This window comes from Streptomyces bambusae (assembly GCF_019400985.1).
Lineage (GTDB): Bacteria > Actinomycetota > Actinomycetes > Streptomycetales > Streptomycetaceae > Streptomyces > Streptomyces bambusae_A.
Window position 1 is genome coordinate 31,809 of sequence record NZ_WTFF01000007.1, and the last position, 17,211, is coordinate 49,019.

The following is a 17,211-nucleotide window of genomic DNA, read 5'->3' on the forward strand; positions in this document are numbered from 1 at the left end:
CCGGTTCGCACCGGCGGCGGATCAGGCGTCGACCATCCGGTCGAACTGCGTGGTGGTGTGCCGCAGGTGGGCCACCAGTTCGTCGCCGACCTTCGGCTCGGTCGCGTCCGACGGCACGAAGAGGATCGACACCTGCATGTGCGGGGGTTCGGCGAACCAGCGCTGCTTGCCCGCCCACACGAACGGGGACAGGTTCCGGTTCACCGTGGCCAGGCCCGCCCGGGCGACGCCCTTGGCCCGCGGCATCACACCGTGCAGGGCCTTGGGGGCCTCCAGGCCCACACCGTGCGAGGTGCCGCCGGCCACCACGACCAGCCAGCCGTCGGAGGCGGTCTTCTGCTGGCGGTAGCCGAACCGGTCGCCCTTGGCGACGCGGGTGACGTCCAGCACCGTGCCCCGGTACTGGGTCGAGTCGTGGTCGCCCAGCCACAGCCGGGTGCCGATCCGGGCCCGGAAGCGGGTCTGCGGGAACTGCTGCTGGAGCCGCGCCTGGTCATCGGCCTTCAGGTGGCTGACGAACATGGTGTGCAGCGGCAGCCGGGCCGCGCGCAGCCGGTCCATCCATCCGATGACCTCCTCGACGGCGTCGGAGCCGTCGGGGCGGTCCAGCGGGAGGTGCAGGGCGAAGCCCTCCAGACGGACGTCCTCTATCGCCGCGTGCAGCCGGCCCAGGTCCTGCTCGGAGACGCCGTGCCGCTTCATCGAGCTCATGCACTCGATGACGACGCGGGCGCCCACCAGCCCGTGGACCCCGTCCACCGAGGAGACCGAGCGGATGACCCGGTCGGGCAGCGGAACCGGTTCCTCACCCCGTCGGAACGGGGTGAGCACCAGCAGGTCGCCGCTGAACATGTCCTTGATCTTGGCGGCCTCGTACGTGGTGCCGACCGCCAGGACGTCGGCGCCCAGCCGGGTCGCCTCCTCCGCGAGCCGCTCGTGGCCGAAGCCGTAGCCGTTGCCCTTGCAGACCGGGATCATGCCCGGGAACTGGTCCAGCACCTGCTTCTGGTGCGCACGCCAGCGCGCGGTGTCGACGTAGAGCGTGAGCGCCATCGCCCGTCCAGCACCTTTCTCGATATCAGCGGGGTCGGTGATCCGTGGATCAGCGGCGCGACATGTAGATGTCGAGCGCCTTGTGCAGCAGCTTGTTGAGCGGGAAGTCCCACTCGCCGACGTACTCGACCGCCTCGCCGCCCGTGCCGACCTTGAACTGGATCAGGCCGAAGAGGTGGTCGTTCTCGTCCAGGGTGTCACTGATGCCGCGCAGGTCGTAGACGCTGGCCCCGAGGGCGTACGCGTCGCGGAGCATGCGCCACTGCATCGCGTTCGACGGCCGGACCTCGCGCTTGTGGTTGGCCGAGGCGCCGTAGGAGTACCAGACGTGCTGGCCCACCGTGATCATCGTCGCCGCGGCCAGCGGCTCGCCCTCGTGCTTGGCGATGTACAGCCGCATCCGGTTCGGGTCCTCGGAGTTGAGGGCCGTCCACTGGCGCTGGAAGTAGCTGAGCGGGCGCGGGCGGAACTTGTCGCGCACCGCGGTGACCTCGTACAGCTCCTGCCACACCGGCAGGTCCTCGTAGCCGCCCTGGACGACCTCGACCCCGGCCTTCTCGGCCTTCTTGATGTTGCGTCGCCACAGCTGGTTGAAGCCCTTGAGGACGTCGTCCAGCGAGCGGTTGGCGAGCGGCACCTGGAAGACGTAGCGCGGCTGCACGTCGCCGAAGCCGGCACCGCCGTCCTCGCCCTGCTGCCAGCCCATGCGGCGCAGCTTGTCGGACACCTCGAAGGCGCGCGGCTCGATGTGGGAGGCCTCCACGTCCCGCAGGCGCTTGACCTCGGGGTCCTGGATGCCGGACTTGATGGCTGCCGCGTTCCAGCGGCGGATGACGACGGGCGGACCCATCTTCACGGTGAAGGCGCCCTGCTGCTTCAGGTGCGCCAGCATCGGCTGGAGCCACTCCTCCAGGTTCGGGGCGTACCAGTTGATGACCGGGCCCTCGGGCAGGTAGGCCAGGTAACGCTTGACCTTGGGCAACTGGCGGTACAGCACCAGGGCGACGCCGACGAGTTCACCGGCGCCGTCGAACCATCCGAGGTTCTCCGAGCGCCACTCGTTCTTCACGTCGGCCCATGCCGGGACCTGGCAGTGGCTCGCCGAGGGCAGGCTCTGGAGATAGGCCAGATGCTGCTCTCGGCTGATGGTCCTCAGGGACAGGCTCATGCGGGGCGTCTCCTCCGGCGGCTTCGCTGGGTATGGCGCGAAGCCTACTGCGACAAGGCCGCCACCCATCTGGGGGACGGGGGGCGGCCTGCCCGGAGGTGCCCCGGTCAGCCGAGCACGCCGCCGAAGAGTCCGCCGTGGGCCATGCCCAGGAGGAAGCCGAACGCCGAGGCGCCGATCCCAATGACCAAGGCGAATCGCTCGCGGGTCGTCACCGAGACGAACTGTCCGTAGAGGCCCGTGCCGATCCCGATCAGGCCCGTCCAGGAGGTCAGCAGGTGCAGGTTGTAGAAGAACGCCGTGACGAACGCCACGGCACCGAACACCAGGGTCACCCCCAGCAGCACGTCCTGGATCGGATGTCGCTTGTGGTCGGTCGCCAGCAGAGCGATGTCGGTCTGGGGACGGAATGCCTGTGCCATGAGGGCACCTCCCGGCGAAGGAAGACGTGCCGCGGGCCCTTGCCGGCCTGGTCAGGCCGCATAGCACCGCGCACACCCGATGCATACAGATTGTGGCCCTCCGCTGCCGGATTTCAACCGGAAGGACGGGAGCAGGTACTCTGTACGGTCTGCACAGGTGTCTGCCCTGACGGGACCTCCCGGCGGAGCACACCGTGCAACACGCATCACGACCCTCCTGCCACGGAACGACCGTGGCCGCTGAGTCCAAAGGAGGTGGGTTCCACATGCGTCACTACGAGGTGATGGTCATCCTCGACCCCGATCTGGAGGAGCGCGCTGTCGCCCCCCTGATCGAGAACTTCCTCTCCGTCGTCCGTGAGGGCAACGGCAAGGTTGAGAAGGTCGACACCTGGGGCCGTCGTCGTCTCGCTTACGAGATCAAGAAGAAGCCCGAGGGCATCTACTCGGTCATCGACCTGCAGGCCGAGCCTGCGGTCGTCAAGGAGCTCGACCGCCAGATGAACCTGAACGAGTCGGTCCTCCGGACCAAGGTCCTCCGCCCCGAGACCCACTGAACCCCTTCGGTTCAGCGGTAATCGGTTCCGAGTAGTACAAGCAGCCAGCAGCAATCCCCGCCGAGAGGTTCATCCATGGCAGGCGAGACCGTCATCACGGTCGTCGGCAATCTCGTCGACGACCCCGAGCTGCGCTTCACCCCCTCGGGTGCGGCGGTCGCGAAGTTCCGTGTCGCGTCCACTCCCCGCACCTTCGACCGCCAGACCAATGAGTGGAAGGACGGCGAGAGCCTGTTCCTGACCTGCTCGGTGTGGCGGCAGGCGGCGGAGAACGTCGCCGAGTCGCTCCAGCGCGGCATGCGCGTCGTCGTACAGGGCCGGCTCCGCCAGCGCTCGTACGAGGACCGCGAGGGTGTCAAGCGCACGGTCTTCGAGCTGGACGTCGAGGAAGTCGGCCCCAGCCTGCGCAACGCCACGGCCAAGGTCACCAAGACCTCCGGTCGCGGTGGCCAGGGTGGCTACGGCGGCGGCCAGCAGGGCGGCGGCGGTGGCGGCTGGGGTGGAAACTCCGGCGGCCAGCAGGGCGGCGGAGCTCCCTCCGACGACCCGTGGGCGTCCAGCGCGCCCGCCGGCGGCCAGCAGGGCGGCGGCGGTGGCTGGGGTGGAAACTCCGGCGGCTCCGGCGGCGGCTACTCGGACGAGCCGCCCTTCTAGGGCAGCCCGTACCCATACTTCTTGATCACACAGGAGAAACACCATGGCGAAGCCGCCTGTGCGCAAGCCTAAGAAGAAGGTCTGCGCGTTCTGCAAGGACAAGACCGCGTACGTGGACTACAAGGACACGAACATGCTGCGGAAGTTCATTTCCGACCGCGGCAAGATCCGTGCCCGTCGCGTGACCGGCAACTGCACGCAGCACCAGCGTGACGTCGCCACGGCCGTCAAGAACAGCCGTGAGATGGCGCTGCTGCCCTACACGTCCACCGCGCGCTAAGGAAAGGGTGACCGACTGATGAAGATCATCCTGACCCACGAGGTGTCCGGCCTCGGCACCGCCGGTGACGTCGTCGACGTCAAGGACGGCTACGCTCGCAACTACCTGGTCCCGCGCGGTTTCGCGATCCGCTGGACCAAGGGTGGCGAGAAGGACGTGGCGCAGATCCGCCGCGCCCGCAAGATCCACGAGATCGCGACCATCGAGCAGGCCACCGAGGTCAAGGCCACGCTCGAGGGCCTGAAGGTCCGCCTGGCCACCCGCTCGGGTGACGCCGGCCGCCTCTTCGGCTCCGTGACCCCGGCCGACATCGCCACGGCGATCGAGGCTTCCGGTGGTCCGAAGGTCGACAAGCGTCGCGTCGAGCTGGGCTCGCCGATCAAGACCCTCGGTTCGCACCAGGTCTCCGTGCGTCTGCACGCCGAGGTCGTCGCGAAGCTGGGCGTCGAGGTCGTCGCCGCCTAAGTGCTGCGTACGAAGGGCCGCATCCTCCGGGGTGCGGCCCTTCGTCGTGTTTCACGTGAAACCAACCGCCGGGGCTCACCGGGATCGGTGTTTCTCCCCCAGCTACCGCTGGGGGTGCCCCCAGTGAAACACCGATCAGCGCGTGGCGCCCGTGACCAGCCAGCGGCCCGACCGGGCCCTCAGCTGGAGGGTGACCATGCGGACCAGCATCATCAGCGTCATGGCCCACCACAGGGCCGTCAGGCCCCCGCCGAAGACCGGGACGAGAAGTGCGGCCGGGGCGAACACGGCGAGGGTCACCAGCATCGCCCACGCCAGGTACGGGCCGTCGCCGGCGCCCATCAGGACGCCGTCGAGGACGAACACGATGCCGGAGACCGGTTGGGAGACCGCGACCACCAGCAGAGCGGGCAGCAGGGCGTCCTTGACGGCGGGGTCGCTGGTGAATAGAGGGATGAACAGGGGCCTGGTGGCGATCACCAGCAGGCCCAGGACGATGCCGGAGACGATGCCCCACTGCACCATGCGCCGGCATACGGCCTTGGCCCCCTCGGTGTCGTCCGCGCCGAGGTAGCGGCCGATGATGGCCTGCCCCGCGATGGCGATGGCGTCGAGCGCGAAGGCGAGCAGGCTCCACAGGGCCAGCAGGATCTGGTGTGCGGCGACGTCCGCGTCACCGAGATGGGCGGCCACCGCGGTCGCGATCATCAGGACGGCGCGCAGGGAGAGGGTGCGGACCAGCAGGGGTGCCCCGGCCTGGGCGCAGGCGCGGATGCCGGCGGCGTCGGGACGCAGGGATGCGTGGTGGACGCGGGCGCCTCGTACCACCACGACCAGGTACGCGGCGGCCATGGCGCACTGGGCGGCGACCGTGCCCCAGGCGGAGCCGGCGATGCCGAGACCGGCTCCGTAGACGAGGGCGGCGTTCAGCCCGGCGTTGAGGGCGAAGCCGCCGATGGCGACGTAGAGCGGGGTCCGGGTGTCCTGGAGGCCGCGGATGACTCCTGTGGCGGCGAGGACGACGAGCATGGCGGGGATGCCGAGGGCGGAGATCCGCAGGTATGTCACCGCGTACGGTGCGACGGTGTCGGAGGCGCCGAGGAGCGAGACCAGCCAGGGCGCAGTGGGTAGGACGACCGCCACGACGCCTGCGCCGAGCAGGAGGGCGAGCCAGATGCCGTCCATGCCCTGCCGGATGGCGGCCTGGAGGTCACCCGCGCCGACCCGGCGGGCGACGGCCGCGGTGGTCGCGTAGGCGAGGAAGACGAACACGCTCACCGCGGTGCCGAGGAGGGCGGCCGCGACCCCGAGGCCGGCGAGTTGGGGAGTGCCGAGGTGGCCCACGATGGCGCTGTCGGCCATCACGAAGAGGGGTTCGGCGACGAGCGCGCCGAAGGCCGGAACGGCGAGGGCGAAGATCTCGCGGTCGTGCTGTCTCGGGGTGGTCTTCGACGCTGTGGGTGACTGTGCCATGCGCCTCATCCAATCTTCCACAGGTAAGACATGCAACCCCTTAGTGCTCATTACTTTGGCCGCTACTCGGGCGTGCGTTCCACCCGTGCGGAGAGGATCTTCAGCACTGCGCCAGATTTTTTCCCGCCCACAGCCGGTGGAAGGAGAAGTCGCAGGTCATCTTGGGTGCAGGGGGTGGTCTGGTGATTTTGTCCACAGTGCCGTCCCCCGGTCCGTGCACAGGTCGGACCGACTTACCCACAGCATTCGCCGGGTCATCCACATCTCATCCACACAGCCTGTGGATAACAAGATTGGCTGACGTCGCTCGCGGGCCTACCGTTGTGCGTTGCCCGACGCGCCGAGCGGCCCGTGCGGGCGTCCCACATGTCAGAGCCGTGTCGTAGAAAGAGGGACACGGCGAGGTCCGCCCTGCGGACGGGAGGAGGCGGCCCGGTGAGCATCCCCGAGCCCATGGACGACCCCTGGGCCGACAGCGGTCCGGGTGACCGTCTGCCCGTCTCCCGTCACCGCCGGGGCGAGGGCCGCGGACGCGGCGAGGAGCAGCACGAGCGGGGCCGTGAGGGCGGCTCCTGGGACGACGGCCCGGCCGGCGGCGGCTTCGAGCGGGTCCCCCCGCAGGACCTGGACGCCGAGCAGTCGGTACTGGGCGGCATGCTCCTGTCCAAGGACGCGATCGCCGAGGTCGTCGAGGTGATCAAGGGCCACGACTTCTACCGGCCCTCCCACGAAACGATCTTCCAGGCGATCCTCGACCTCTACGCCAAGGGCGAGCCGGCCGACCCGATCACGGTCGGCGCCGAGCTGACCCGGCGCGGCGAGATCGGCAAGATCGGCGGCGCCTCGTACCTGCACACGCTGGTGCAGTCGGTGCCCACGGCGGCGAACGCCGCCTACTACGCGGAGATCGTCCACGAGCGGGCGGTGCTGCGGCGCCTGGTCGCCGCCGGCACGAAGATCACGCAGATGGGCTACGCGGCGGACGGCGACGTCGACGAGATCGTCAACAGCGCCCAGGCCGAGATCTATGCGGTGACCGAGCAGCGGACCTCCGAGGACTACCTGCCGCTGGGCGACATCATGGAGGGCGCGCTCGACGAGATCGAGGCGATCGGCTCGCGCAGCGGCCAGATGTCGGGCGTCCCGACCGGCTTCACCGACCTCGACTCGCTGACCAACGGCCTGCACCCCGGCCAGATGATCGTCATCGCGGCCCGTCCCGCCATGGGTAAGTCCACGCTGGCGCTGGACTTCGCCCGGGCCGCCTCCATCAAGAGCAACCTGCCCAGCGTCATCTTCTCTCTCGAGATGGGCCGCAACGAGATCGCGATGCGCCTGCTGTCGGCGGAGGCGCGGGTGGCCCTGCACCACATGCGCTCGGGCACGATGACGGACGACGACTGGACCCGGCTCGCCCGCCGGATGCCGGACGTCTCCGCGGCGCCGCTCTACATCGACGACTCCCCCAACCTGTCGATGATGGAGATCCGCGCCAAGTGCCGCCGGCTCAAGCAGCGCCACGATCTCCAGCTCGTGGTGATCGACTATCTCCAGCTGATGCAGTCGGGCGGTTCGCGCCGTCCCGAGAGCCGCCAGCAGGAGGTCTCCGACATGTCGCGAAACCTCAAGCTGCTGGCGAAGGAGCTGGAGGTCCCGGTGATCGCGCTGTCGCAGCTGAACCGTGGCCCGGAGCAGCGCACCGACAAGAAGCCCATGGTCTCCGACCTGCGTGAGTCGGGTTCCATCGAGCAGGACGCCGACATGGTGATCCTGCTGCACCGTGAGGACGCCTACGAGAAGGAGTCCCCGCGCGCGGGCGAGGCCGACCTGATCGTGGCCAAGCACCGGAACGGCCCCACGGCGACGATCACCGTGGCGTTCCAGGGCCACTACTCCCGCTTCGTGGACATGGCCAACACGTAGCATCTCGGCCATGACTGACACGTCCGCAGATGTGGCCCTCCTTCCCTCCACCCGGCGTGCGCTGCTGCACCGGATCGCCGTGGCCCAGTGCGAAGGCCGGGCGCCGTCCCTGGTGGCGGCGGTGGCCCGGGGCGGCGAGATCGTCTGGGAGGGGGCCCGGTCGATGGTGGACGGGCACGCCCCGGACGGCGACGTCCAGTACCGGATCGGCTCGATCAGCAAGACCTTCACGGCGGTGCTGGTGCTGCGGCTGCGCGACGAGGGGCTGATCGACCTCGGGGACGCACTGGACAAGCACCTGCCCGGGACGGCCGCGGGAGAGGTGACCATCGCCCAGCTGCTGGCGCACGCCGGCGGGCTGGGGGCGGAGACGCCCGGGGAATGGTGGGAGCGCACGCCCGGCAGCCAGCGGCCCGAGCTGGCCGACGTCCTGGGCGACGAGCCCTTCCGGCACCGGCCCGGCCGGCGCCACCACTACTCGAACCCCGGTTACACCCTGCTGGGTTCGCTCGTCGAGGCGGTGCGCGGCCGCTCGTGGGAGGACGTGCTGCGGGCGGAGGTCCTCCTGCCGCTTGGCCTGGAGCGGACCAGCATGCTGCCGCAGGCCCCGCACGCGGACGGCTGGGCGGTGCACCCCTGGGCGGACGTGATGATGCCGGAGCCCGCGCAGGACCTGGGGCTGATGGCGCCGGCGGGCCAGCTGTGGTCGACCACGCGGGACCTGGCACGGTTCGCGATGTTCCTGGCACGCGGCGACGAACGGGTACTGGGCGCGGAGTCCGTACGGGAGATGCGTCAGGCGGCGTCGCCGCCGGAGCCGGGGCTGGCCGAGGCCGGCTACGGCCTGGGCCTGCAGCTGTCGCGCACCGGAGAGCGGCTGCTGGCCGGCCACAGCGGTTCGCTGCCGGGATTCGTGGCGGGGCTGTGGCTGAGCGAGGTGGAGGACGTGGCGGCGGTGGTGCTGGCCAACTGCACCTCCGGGCTGCCGGCCTCCACGGTGGCGGCGGAGCTGGTGGGGATCGTGGCGGACGCGGAGCCGCGGATCCCGCAGCCCTGGCGCCCGTTCAAGGAGGCCGATCCGGTGGCGGTGGAGCTGGCCGGCCCCTGGTACTGGGGGACGGCGCCCCACGTGCTGCGCCTGCGGGCGGACGGCCTGCTGGAGCTGGGCCCGGTGGCGGCGACCGGCCGGGCGGCGCGGTTCGCGGCGGCGGGGGACGGGACGTGGACGGGCCTGGCGGGCTACTTCGCGGGGGAGACGCTGCGGGCGGTGCGGCGCCCCGACGGCTCGGTGAGCCATCTGGACCTGGCGTCGTTCGTGTTCACGCGCGAGCCCTACGACGCCGAGGCGCCCGTGCCCGGCGGTGTCGACCCGGACGGCTGGCGGGGGATCGGCCGGTAGCGCCGCGAGGGCGCCGGCGCGCCGCCGGCCCGGCCCACCGGTGGATCCGTGGGCCGAGGCGGCGGCGCGCCGGGCGGCGGAGCTCAGAGCTGGAGCTTGAATCCGACGTGCGAGGCCTCGAAGCCGAGGCGCTCGTAGAACCGGTGGGCGTCGGTGCGGCTGGCGTCGGAGGTGAGCTGTATCAGCTGGCAGTCGGCGCGGCGCGAGGTGTCGATGGCCCACTCCATCAGGACCGTGCCCAGACCGCTGCCGCGCTCGTCGGCGTGGATGCGGACCCCCTCGACGAGGGAGCGGGTGGCTCCCCTGCGGGAGAGGCCGGGCAGGAAGGTGAGCTGGAGGGTCCCGACGACCCGGCCGTCGCGCTCGGCGACGACCAGGTGCTGGTGGGGGTCCCCGGTCAGCTCCTTGAGCGCGTCCCGGTAGGGCGTGAGGTCGTCGGGGGACTCGCGGGTGGCGCCGAGCGGGTCGTCGGCGAGCATCGCGACGATGGCGGGGAGGTCTGCCTCGGCGGCGGGCCGGATCGTGAGCCCGTCGCCGGCGGGAATGCCGGTCATGCGGTGGTGGTCCTTTCTCAGCCGGCGGCCACGGTGAGCGGGGCCCAGCGGCGGGTCCAGTCACCCGGCAGGCCCGGGAGGGAGCGGGTCATGACCGCGTTGAAGGCGATCGATTCCATGCCGTGGTCCTTGAGCCAGCTGATCAGCTCGTGATGGCGGACGTCGACGTCGGTGCGCAGGGGCCGGTCGGACCTGGCCGCGATCGCGCCGACCAGGGCCCGGGCGGTCGCGGTGTCCTCGGCGATCAGGGGCCCCACGACATGGGTCTCCATGTTGGGCCAGGCGGCCGCGTAGCCGGTGAGCCGGCCCCGGGTGTCCTCGGCGACGAGCAGGTGGTCGGCGAAGGCGGGCAGTCTGGTGATCATGTGGGTGCGGTCGGTGCCGAACACCTCGGCATCCAGGTTCAGGATGCGGGGGAGGTCCTCGGCGGTCGCGGGGCGCACACGCGCGCCGTCCTCCTGCACGGCGTCGGGCGGAAGAACGCCGCGGAGCATCTCGGCCCGGCCCGTGGTGGCGAAGCCCAGCTCCTCGTAGAGCGGTTGGCCGTAGGGCGTGGCGTGCAGGGTGAGCGGGACGCCCTTGAGTACGTCGTCGCAGACATGGGTCATCAGCCGGCGGCCCAGGCCCTGGCGGGCATAGCGGGCGGCGACGAGGACCATGCCGATGGCCGCGAGGTCCGGGGCGGTGGCGGAGGTGCCGTAGGAGGTGATCACGCAGGCGGCGGCGAGGCCCTGGCCGTCGGGTGCGTCGATGCCGTAGCCGGTGCCGGCGGTGAGGAGCAGTCCCCACTTGTGCTCCTCGCGGGGCCAGCCCCGGTCGTCGGAGAGGTCGGCGCAGTGCACGAGATCGCCTGCCCTGAGCGGACGGATCGTCAGGTCGGTGAGCTGTGGTGATGTCACCGGCCCAGAGTGGATCATCAGCTCGGGGGCGTCCAGAGGATTTGGCGACGGATCCTTCTCAGCCGATGTTTCACGTGAAACACGCCTTTCCCGTCAGCTGCCCGTCGGCCGTTTCCCTGCCGAATCGGACAGGCTAGCCTCAGCTGCCATGACGCTCCTGCACCTCTTCGATCTCGACGGAACGCTGATGCACGGCTCGGCGGCGCCGGTGGAGATTTCCCGCCAGCTCGGCCTGGAAGCGGAGATCGCGGAGTTGGAGCGATCCTTCAGCGCACGGGAGATCGGGCCGCCCGAGTATGCGACGGGCGTGCACGCGCTGTGGGCCGAGCTGACTCCGGCCCATGTCCGTGCCGCCTTCGACGGTGCCCCGTGGCTGGCCGGGATCCGCGAGGTGTGGCAGGAGATCGGGGAGCGCGGGGACTACTGCGCCGTGGTCTCGCTGTCCCCGTCGTTCTTCGTGGAACTGCTGCTGGAGTGGGGTGCGCACGCCGCGCACGGCTCGGTCTTCCCGGAGGTGCCGTTCACCCGGCCCGTGGACCTGGCGGGCATCCTGAGCCCGCAGGGCAAGGTCGACGTCGCCGACCGGCTGTGCGCGCGGTTCGGGGTGCGCCGGTCCGACTGCGTCGCGTACGGGGATTCGATGACCGACGCGGCGCTGTTCGAGGCGGTCCCGGTGTCCGTGGCGGTCAATGCGCGCCCGCATCTGGCGGCCCGCGCCACTCATGTGTACGAGGGCCGGGATCTCCGGGAGGCATATCGGCTGGTGGGGCTTTCCCATCCCGGAGTTGCCGCATCCTAAGGGGAAAGTGGGTTCGAAACGTGGATTTCCCGCAATTGCCCGCAAGCTGCTTCCCCGGCTGGCATATTGCGAACTCCGGACCACGGATTCGAGGCCGTGGCGTGTGCAGACCGACCGAGATGCTCGAAGCGAGGCACCGATGGACGCTCCGCCCACCAGTTCGGACAGACGGAAGGTGTCCCGGATATCCCCGGCGGGCGGGCCTGTCGAACCCTCGGTCGACGCCGTACTCATCCGCCGGACCCTCGCCGAGATCGGCCCGGTCGCCGACAGGGTGACCTCGTACTTCTACGCTCTGGTCTTCACCGGCCACCCGGAACTGCGCAGTATGTTCCCCGCGGCCATGGACGTGCAGCGCGACCGGCTCCTCAAGGCCCTCCTGACGGCCGCCGAGCACATCGACGACCCCGCGGTCCTCGGCCCGTACCTGCGCCGGCTCGGCACCGGCCACCGCAAGTACGGCACCCGGCCCGAGCACTACCCGGTGGTGGGCGAGGCGCTGATCACGGCTCTGGCCCGGTACGCGGAACTCACCTGGGGGCCGGAGACCGAGGCCGCGTGGGTGCGGGCGTACACCGCGATCTCCCAGATCATGATCGATGCGGCGGCGGAGGACGAGCGCAGGTCCCCGGCCTGGTGGCAGGCGGAGGTGGTCTCCCACGACCTGCGCACCCCGGACATCGCCGTCGTCACCGTCCGCCCCGACCAGCCGTACCCCTTCCTCGCGGGCCAGTACACGAGTCTGGAGACCCCGTGGTGGCCGCGGGTGTGGCGGCACTACTCCTTCGCCTCGGCCCCGCGCCAGGACGGTCTGCTCTCCTTCCACGTGAAGGCCGTCCCGGCGGGCTGGGTCTCCAACGCACTGGTGCGGTACGCGCGCCCCGGGGACGTGCTGCGCCTGGGGCCCCCGGCCGGTTCGATGGTGGTGGACCACACCACCGACAACGGGATGCTGTGCCTGGCCGGCGGTACCGGGATCGCACCGATCAAGGCGCTGATCGAGGACGTCGCCGAGCACGGGGAGCGCCGTCCGGTGGAGGTGTTCTTCGGGGCGCGCAGCGACAGCGACCTGTACGACAAGGACACCCTGCTGGGCCTCCAGCGCTCGCACCCCTGGCTGTCGGTACGGCCCGTGGTGGGGGACGGCCTGGCCGGGCAGCTGCCGCAGGCGATCGGCGAGCACGGCCCGTGGAACTCCTACGACGCCTTCATATCGGGCCCGCCGGCGATGATCCGCAGCGGCATCGACGCCCTCAAGCGGATCGGGATCCCCGGCGAGCGGATCCGCCACGACGCCCTGGAGGAACTCGCCGGCGTGGCCGGCTGAGACCCGCAGTCAGCCCAGGTCGGGCGCGTGCATGGCACGGACGCCCTCGATGTTTCCGTCCAGGTAGTGCCGCAGGGACAGCGGGACGAGATGGACCGCGGCGATGCCGACCCGGCTGAACGGCACCCGGACGATCTCGTACTCGCCCTCGGGCTGCTCGACCTCGGGGCCGTGCCGCAGGCTCGGATCCATCGACTCCAGCCGGCACACGAAGAAGTGCTGCACCTTCACGCCGGTGACCCCGCCGTCCGTGATGTGCTCGACGGTGTCGACGAAGCAGGGCACCACATCGGTGATCTTGGCGCCGAGCTCCTCGTGGATCTCGCGGTGCAGCGCGTCCACGACCGTCGGGTCGGAGGGCTCCACGCCGCCGCCCGGCGTCAGCCAGTACGGATCGACGCCGGGCTTGGTGCGCTTGATCAGGATCAGGTCATCACCGTCGAGCAGGATCGCGCGGGCGGTGCGTTTGACCACGGGACGTTCGGTCATGGGAGAAGAGTGGCCCAGGACTCCGCCTCTGAAACGCGATTTTCCGTGTCACCGTCACCAGTTCGCAGCGGCGCGCAGCAGCAGTTCGTGCGCCCGGCCGAGATGAGCCAGGGCGAGACCGCCGGTCCGTACGGCGAGGAACCAGGTGCGCAGGGGCGCCACCTCCGGCTCCAGCAGGGCCACGGCCTGTCCGGCGTCCAGGGCCTCCTGGCACAGGTAGCGGGGCAGTACGGCCAGTCCGGCGCCGGCGCGCACGCACTCCAGGACCGCGCGCAGGTCGGACACGACGACGGTGGCCGCGGCCGTGGGCGGGGCGTCGAAGACGGCGTGCCAGTAGCGCCCGATCAGCGGCAGGGACTCGTGGACGTCCACGAGCGGGATGCCGTCGAGGGCGGCCGGGCCCTTCTCGCCGAGCCCGCCCGGCTCGACCAGTGCCGCCCAGTACGGCGCGGCCAGCAGCACGTGCTCCTCGTCGCACAGGGCCGTGGCCGTGAACAGCGCGCCGCGCGGGCGGGCGGTGGTCACGGCGAGGTCGTGGTGGCCCGCGGCGAGGCCGTCCAGGGCCTCCTGGGACCCGGCCACCGGGCTGGCGCGCAGGCTCTGGCCCCGGCCGACGAGCGGGGCGAGGGCCGGCAGCACCCGTAGGCACAGGAACTCGGGCGGCCCGGCCACGCGCAGCGTACGGGTGCGCCCGGCGGTCTCGCGCTCGGTCTCGGCGATCTCCAGCAGGGCGTCGAGGTGCGGGGCGGCCTTGTGGGCGAGCTCGTCGCCGATGGCCGTGGGCGTGACGCCCCGGGCGCGGCGGTGGAACAGGGGGCGCCCGAGCTGCCGTTCGAGGGTGCGGATCTGCGAGGTGACGGCGGGCTGGGACAGCCCGAGCAGCGCGGCGGCCCTTGTGAAAGAGCCGGCCCGGTGCACGGCGACAAAGGTGCGCAGCAGGGCCAGGTCCATGGCTGCCCCTCTCGATGAGGCCTTCAACTATAAATAAGTCGATAGGTCCCTGTCGCTACCGTGATTGGACTCTGACAGAGAGTCAATTAGCCTTGTTCCCGTGGTTCTTCACGTGTGGAACCCGGGGCGGTCCGAGCCATGAGGGGGGAGGCTCGGACCGCCCGGCCGGTCTCCTGCCGTGCGGCTGCGGCACCGCTCGACCGGTGCGCGCGCGGTCAGTCCTGTGAACCGGCCAGGTCCAGCGCCCTGAGGACGTCGGCGATCAGGTCCTCGGTGTCCTCGATCCCGGCGGAGAACCGGATGAAGCCCTCGGGCACGGCGTCGCCGCCCCAACGGCCGCGCCGCTCGGCGGTGGAGCGCACCCCGCCGAAGCTCGTGGCGTCCTCGACCAGGTCCAGAGCGGACAGGAAGCGTTCCGCGTGCGCCCGGTCGGCCAAGGTGAAGGAGACCACCGATCCGTAGCCCCACATCTGACGGGCCGCCCGCTGGTGGGAGGGGTCGTCCGGCAGCCCCGGGTAGCGCAGCCCGCGGACGTCGGGGCGGTGGCTCAGCGCCTCGGCCACGGCCAGTGCGTTGTCCCACTGCCGGTGGGTGCGCAGCTGGAGGGTGGCCAGGGAGCGGTGGGCGAGCCAGGCCTCCATGGGGCCCGGCACGGCGCCGACGATCTTGCGCCAGTGCCGGATGCCGGCGGCGAGCCGCGGGTCGCGGCAGGTGACATGGCCGAGCAGCAGGTCCCCGTGGCCGGTGAGGCCCTTGGTGCCGCTGGCCACGGAGAAGTCCGCGCCGAGTTCCAGGGGCCGCTGGCCGAGCGGAGTGGCGAGGGTGTTGTCGACCGCCACCAGGGCGCCGCCGGCGTGCGCCGCCTCCGCCAGCCGCCGTACGTCGCACACGTCGAGGCCCGGGTTGGACGGGGTCTCGATCCACAGCAGCCGGGCGCCGTCGAGCACGCCGAGCTGGGCCTCGCCGGCGGTGGGGGCGGTGCGGACGCGGACCCCGTACGCCTCCAGCTGCGCGCGCACCATCGGCAGCACCTGGTAGCCGTCGTCGGGCAGCACCACGGTGTCGCCCGCGCGGGCCTGGGAGAACAGGACGGCCGAGACCGCGGCCATGCCGGAGGCGAAGACGACCGTCTCGGCGGACTCGTCGCCGGGCGCCTCCAGTTCGGCGACGGCCCGCTCCAGCAAGGTCCAGGTGGGGTTGGTGTCACGTCCGTAGGTGTACGGACCCTCGACCTCGCCGGGCAGGTGGAAGTGGGCGGCGAAGACCGGGCCGGGCAGGGGCGGTTCGTTCTTGACGGGCTCGGGCAGACCGGCGCGGACGGCCCGGGTCCCGTCGCCGAGCGGCGCCCGGCGGTGCCCGCCCGTGCCGGGCCCGCCGATGCCGGGCTCGCCCATGCCCGGCCTGCGCATGCCCGGCCCGCGCATGCCGTGCTCCTCACCCGTGCCGTGCTCGCTCATGCCGTCCATGTGGCTCCTGTTCAGTCCGGTGCGCCGCACTGTGCGCCCGTTGTTCAGTCCCGGTCCAGGACGAGGTTCGCGGCCCAGGAGACGATGGAGATGATCAGGCCGCCGACGACAGCCGTCCAGAAGCCTTCCACGTGGAAGCCGAGGCCGAGCTTGCCGGCCAGCCACGAGGTCAGCAGCAGCATCAAGGCGTTCACGACCAGCGTGAAGAGGCCGAGCGTGAGGATGAACAATGGCAGCGACAGCAGCTTCACCACCGGCTTGACGATGGCGTTGACCAGCCCGAACACGACGGCGACGAGCAGCAGGGTGAGTGCCTTGCTGCCGTCGCTCGCGTCGGTCAGCGTGATGTCGTCGATCAGGAACCAGGCCACGGCCAGGGCCACCGCATTGGCGAGCGTCTTCAGTACGAAATTCGTCATGGGTCCGATCGTGGCAGAGAAGAAAGGTCACGAGGAGCATGAAGGCGTTCCGGTTGGACGAATTGGAGGCGGAGCGCGCCGCGAACCAGGGCGCGTATCTGCAGTTCCTGCGTGAACGGAACATGTCGGTCGGGCTGTACGCGCTCGACGCGGGACAGGCCGATCCGCAGAACCCGCACGGCCAGGACGAGGTGTACTTCGTGGTCAGCGGCCGGGCCTCGATCACCGTCGGGGACGAGACGACGACGGTGGCGCGCGGCAGCGTGGTCTACGTACCGGCCGGGGTTCCGCACAAGTTCCACCACATCTCCGAGGACCTGAGGGTGCTGGTGGTGTTCTCCCCGCCGGAGGCCTGACCCGGATCATGCCCGCGAGCCTGACCCCGATCAGGCTCGCGAGCCCGACCCCGATCACGCGGCCGCGAGCCCGACCCTGATCACCTGGAGCGCGCGGACCCTGGTCCCCCTAAGGGGCGGATCAGGGGACTCCGGGGGCCGCCACGCCCCCGGTCGGCGGGCCGTCCTCCTAGCATCGAGACAGGAAGTCACGGACGAGCGCGCACGAGGAAGACACGGGCGCACACGAGGAAGAGGTTGGTGCGATGGACGGCATCCGGGAGATATTCGCAGGCCTGCCCTGGTGGGTGAAGTGGGTCGCCGTTCCGCTGCTGGCCCTCTTCGTCTTCGGCGGGGTGATCACCACCATCCTCGGCGCGCTGGTCAGCTTCGTCTTCAAGGCGCTGCTGTTCGTCGCCCTGGTCGGCGGCCTCGTCTTCGTGGTGAAGCGCTTCACGGGAAGCGGCTCGAAGTCCGCCCGCAGCGACTGGTGACCCGGCCTCCCGGCGCCGGAATCATCCTTCCGGCCCGGGAATCGGCCCAGGTGCGCAATCCATGCCGTCATCTGGGCAGCCGTC

General features: G+C 70.8%; 19 protein-coding genes and 1 pseudogene. 10 read left to right on the forward strand and 10 right to left on the reverse strand.

The window, feature by feature from the left end:
* Positions 1-21 precede the first annotated feature (21 nt).
* The 3 genes from GPJ59_RS02255 to GPJ59_RS02265 all read right to left on the reverse strand — a co-directional run bounded on the left by GPJ59_RS02255 (position 22) and on the right by GPJ59_RS02265 (position 2,643).
* The gene (locus tag GPJ59_RS02255; RefSeq protein ID WP_219664634.1) at positions 22-1,053 is read right to left on the reverse strand and encodes an alanine racemase; all 1,032 of its coding nucleotides are present in this window, start codon (positions 1,051-1,053) and stop codon (positions 22-24) included.
* 49 nt (positions 1,054-1,102) lie between these two features.
* Complete coding sequence (locus GPJ59_RS02260; RefSeq protein WP_219664635.1) at positions 1,103-2,221, reverse strand: lipid II:glycine glycyltransferase FemX; 1,119 nt, start codon at positions 2,219-2,221, stop codon at positions 1,103-1,105.
* Between the two features lie 107 nt (positions 2,222-2,328).
* Positions 2,329-2,643 carry a hypothetical protein gene (locus GPJ59_RS02265; RefSeq protein ID WP_219664636.1) on the reverse strand — a complete coding sequence of 105 codons (315 nt, stop codon included), beginning with the start codon at positions 2,641-2,643 and terminating at the stop codon, positions 2,329-2,331.
* Between the two features lie 266 nt (positions 2,644-2,909).
* Between GPJ59_RS02265 and rpsF the strand changes: the two genes are divergently transcribed.
* The 4 genes from rpsF to rplI all read left to right on the forward strand — a co-directional run bounded on the left by rpsF (position 2,910) and on the right by rplI (position 4,599).
* The gene (gene rpsF, locus GPJ59_RS02270) at positions 2,910-3,200 is read left to right on the forward strand and encodes a 30S ribosomal protein S6 (protein ID WP_003956532.1); all 291 of its coding nucleotides are present in this window, start codon (positions 2,910-2,912) and stop codon (positions 3,198-3,200) included.
* 75 nt (positions 3,201-3,275) lie between these two features.
* Positions 3,276-3,854, forward strand: coding sequence for a single-stranded DNA-binding protein (locus GPJ59_RS02275; RefSeq protein WP_219664637.1), 579 nt, complete (start codon positions 3,276-3,278; stop codon positions 3,852-3,854).
* A gap of 43 nt (positions 3,855-3,897) precedes the next feature.
* The gene (rpsR, locus tag GPJ59_RS02280; RefSeq protein WP_005315025.1) at positions 3,898-4,134 is read left to right on the forward strand and encodes a 30S ribosomal protein S18; all 237 of its coding nucleotides are present in this window, start codon (positions 3,898-3,900) and stop codon (positions 4,132-4,134) included.
* An 18-nt stretch (positions 4,135-4,152) separates the two neighbouring features.
* The gene (gene rplI, locus GPJ59_RS02285; RefSeq protein WP_219664638.1) at positions 4,153-4,599 is read left to right on the forward strand and encodes a 50S ribosomal protein L9; all 447 of its coding nucleotides are present in this window, start codon (positions 4,153-4,155) and stop codon (positions 4,597-4,599) included.
* Positions 4,600-4,734: 135 nt separating this feature from the next.
* Here the strand turns inward: rplI and GPJ59_RS02290 are convergent, their stop codons facing one another.
* A complete protein-coding gene (locus GPJ59_RS02290) occupies positions 4,735-6,072 on the reverse strand; it encodes an MATE family efflux transporter (protein WP_219664639.1) in 1,338 nt (445 codons plus the stop codon).
* Positions 6,073-6,507: 435 nt separating this feature from the next.
* On the opposite strand from GPJ59_RS02290, the gene dnaB reads away from it, so the two are divergent.
* A complete protein-coding gene (gene dnaB, locus GPJ59_RS02295; RefSeq protein ID WP_219664640.1) occupies positions 6,508-7,995 on the forward strand; it encodes a replicative DNA helicase in 1,488 nt (495 codons plus the stop codon).
* A gap of 10 nt (positions 7,996-8,005) precedes the next feature.
* Complete coding sequence (locus GPJ59_RS02300) at positions 8,006-9,394, forward strand: serine hydrolase domain-containing protein (RefSeq protein WP_219664641.1); 1,389 nt, start codon at positions 8,006-8,008, stop codon at positions 9,392-9,394.
* 83 nt (positions 9,395-9,477) lie between these two features.
* On the opposite strand, the gene GPJ59_RS02305 is transcribed toward GPJ59_RS02300, so the two are convergent.
* Positions 9,478-9,948: a GNAT family N-acetyltransferase gene (locus GPJ59_RS02305; RefSeq protein ID WP_219664642.1), complete on the reverse strand. Its 471-nt coding sequence runs from the start codon at positions 9,946-9,948 to the stop codon at positions 9,478-9,480.
* A 17-nt stretch (positions 9,949-9,965) separates the two neighbouring features.
* Positions 9,966-10,847: a GNAT family N-acetyltransferase gene (locus GPJ59_RS02310; RefSeq protein ID WP_219664643.1), complete on the reverse strand. Its 882-nt coding sequence runs from the start codon at positions 10,845-10,847 to the stop codon at positions 9,966-9,968.
* A gap of 148 nt (positions 10,848-10,995) precedes the next feature.
* Here GPJ59_RS02310 and GPJ59_RS02315 point away from each other — a divergent pair, with 148 nt between their 5' ends.
* Entirely contained in the window at positions 10,996-11,646 is a 651-nt protein-coding gene (locus tag GPJ59_RS02315) for an HAD family hydrolase (RefSeq protein ID WP_219664644.1), read from the forward strand.
* Positions 11,647-11,860: 214 nt separating this feature from the next.
* Positions 11,861-12,973 (forward strand): annotated as a pseudogene (locus tag GPJ59_RS02320) (globin domain-containing protein); the annotation flags it as partial.
* A gap of 9 nt (positions 12,974-12,982) precedes the next feature.
* Here GPJ59_RS02320 and GPJ59_RS02325 read toward each other — a convergent pair.
* The 4 genes from GPJ59_RS02325 to GPJ59_RS02340 form a co-directional block, all read right to left on the reverse strand.
* On the reverse strand, positions 12,983-13,462 hold the full coding sequence (locus tag GPJ59_RS02325; RefSeq protein ID WP_219664646.1) for an NUDIX domain-containing protein: 480 nt from the start codon (positions 13,460-13,462) through the stop codon (positions 12,983-12,985).
* Between the two features lie 54 nt (positions 13,463-13,516).
* Entirely contained in the window at positions 13,517-14,413 is an 897-nt protein-coding gene (locus GPJ59_RS02330) for a LysR family transcriptional regulator (RefSeq protein WP_219664647.1), read from the reverse strand.
* Between the two features lie 215 nt (positions 14,414-14,628).
* Complete coding sequence (locus GPJ59_RS02335) at positions 14,629-15,807, reverse strand: cystathionine gamma-lyase (protein WP_219664665.1); 1,179 nt, start codon at positions 15,805-15,807, stop codon at positions 14,629-14,631.
* A gap of 116 nt (positions 15,808-15,923) precedes the next feature.
* The gene (locus tag GPJ59_RS02340; protein WP_219664648.1) at positions 15,924-16,298 is read right to left on the reverse strand and encodes a phage holin family protein; all 375 of its coding nucleotides are present in this window, start codon (positions 16,296-16,298) and stop codon (positions 15,924-15,926) included.
* Positions 16,299-16,336: 38 nt separating this feature from the next.
* On the opposite strand from GPJ59_RS02340, the gene GPJ59_RS02345 reads away from it, so the two are divergent.
* Entirely contained in the window at positions 16,337-16,654 is a 318-nt protein-coding gene (locus GPJ59_RS02345; RefSeq protein WP_219664649.1) for a cupin domain-containing protein, read from the forward strand.
* 254 nt (positions 16,655-16,908) lie between these two features.
* Positions 16,909-17,127, forward strand: coding sequence for a DUF5326 family protein (locus GPJ59_RS02350; protein WP_219664666.1), 219 nt, complete (start codon positions 16,909-16,911; stop codon positions 17,125-17,127).
* Positions 17,128-17,211 lie beyond the last annotated feature (84 nt).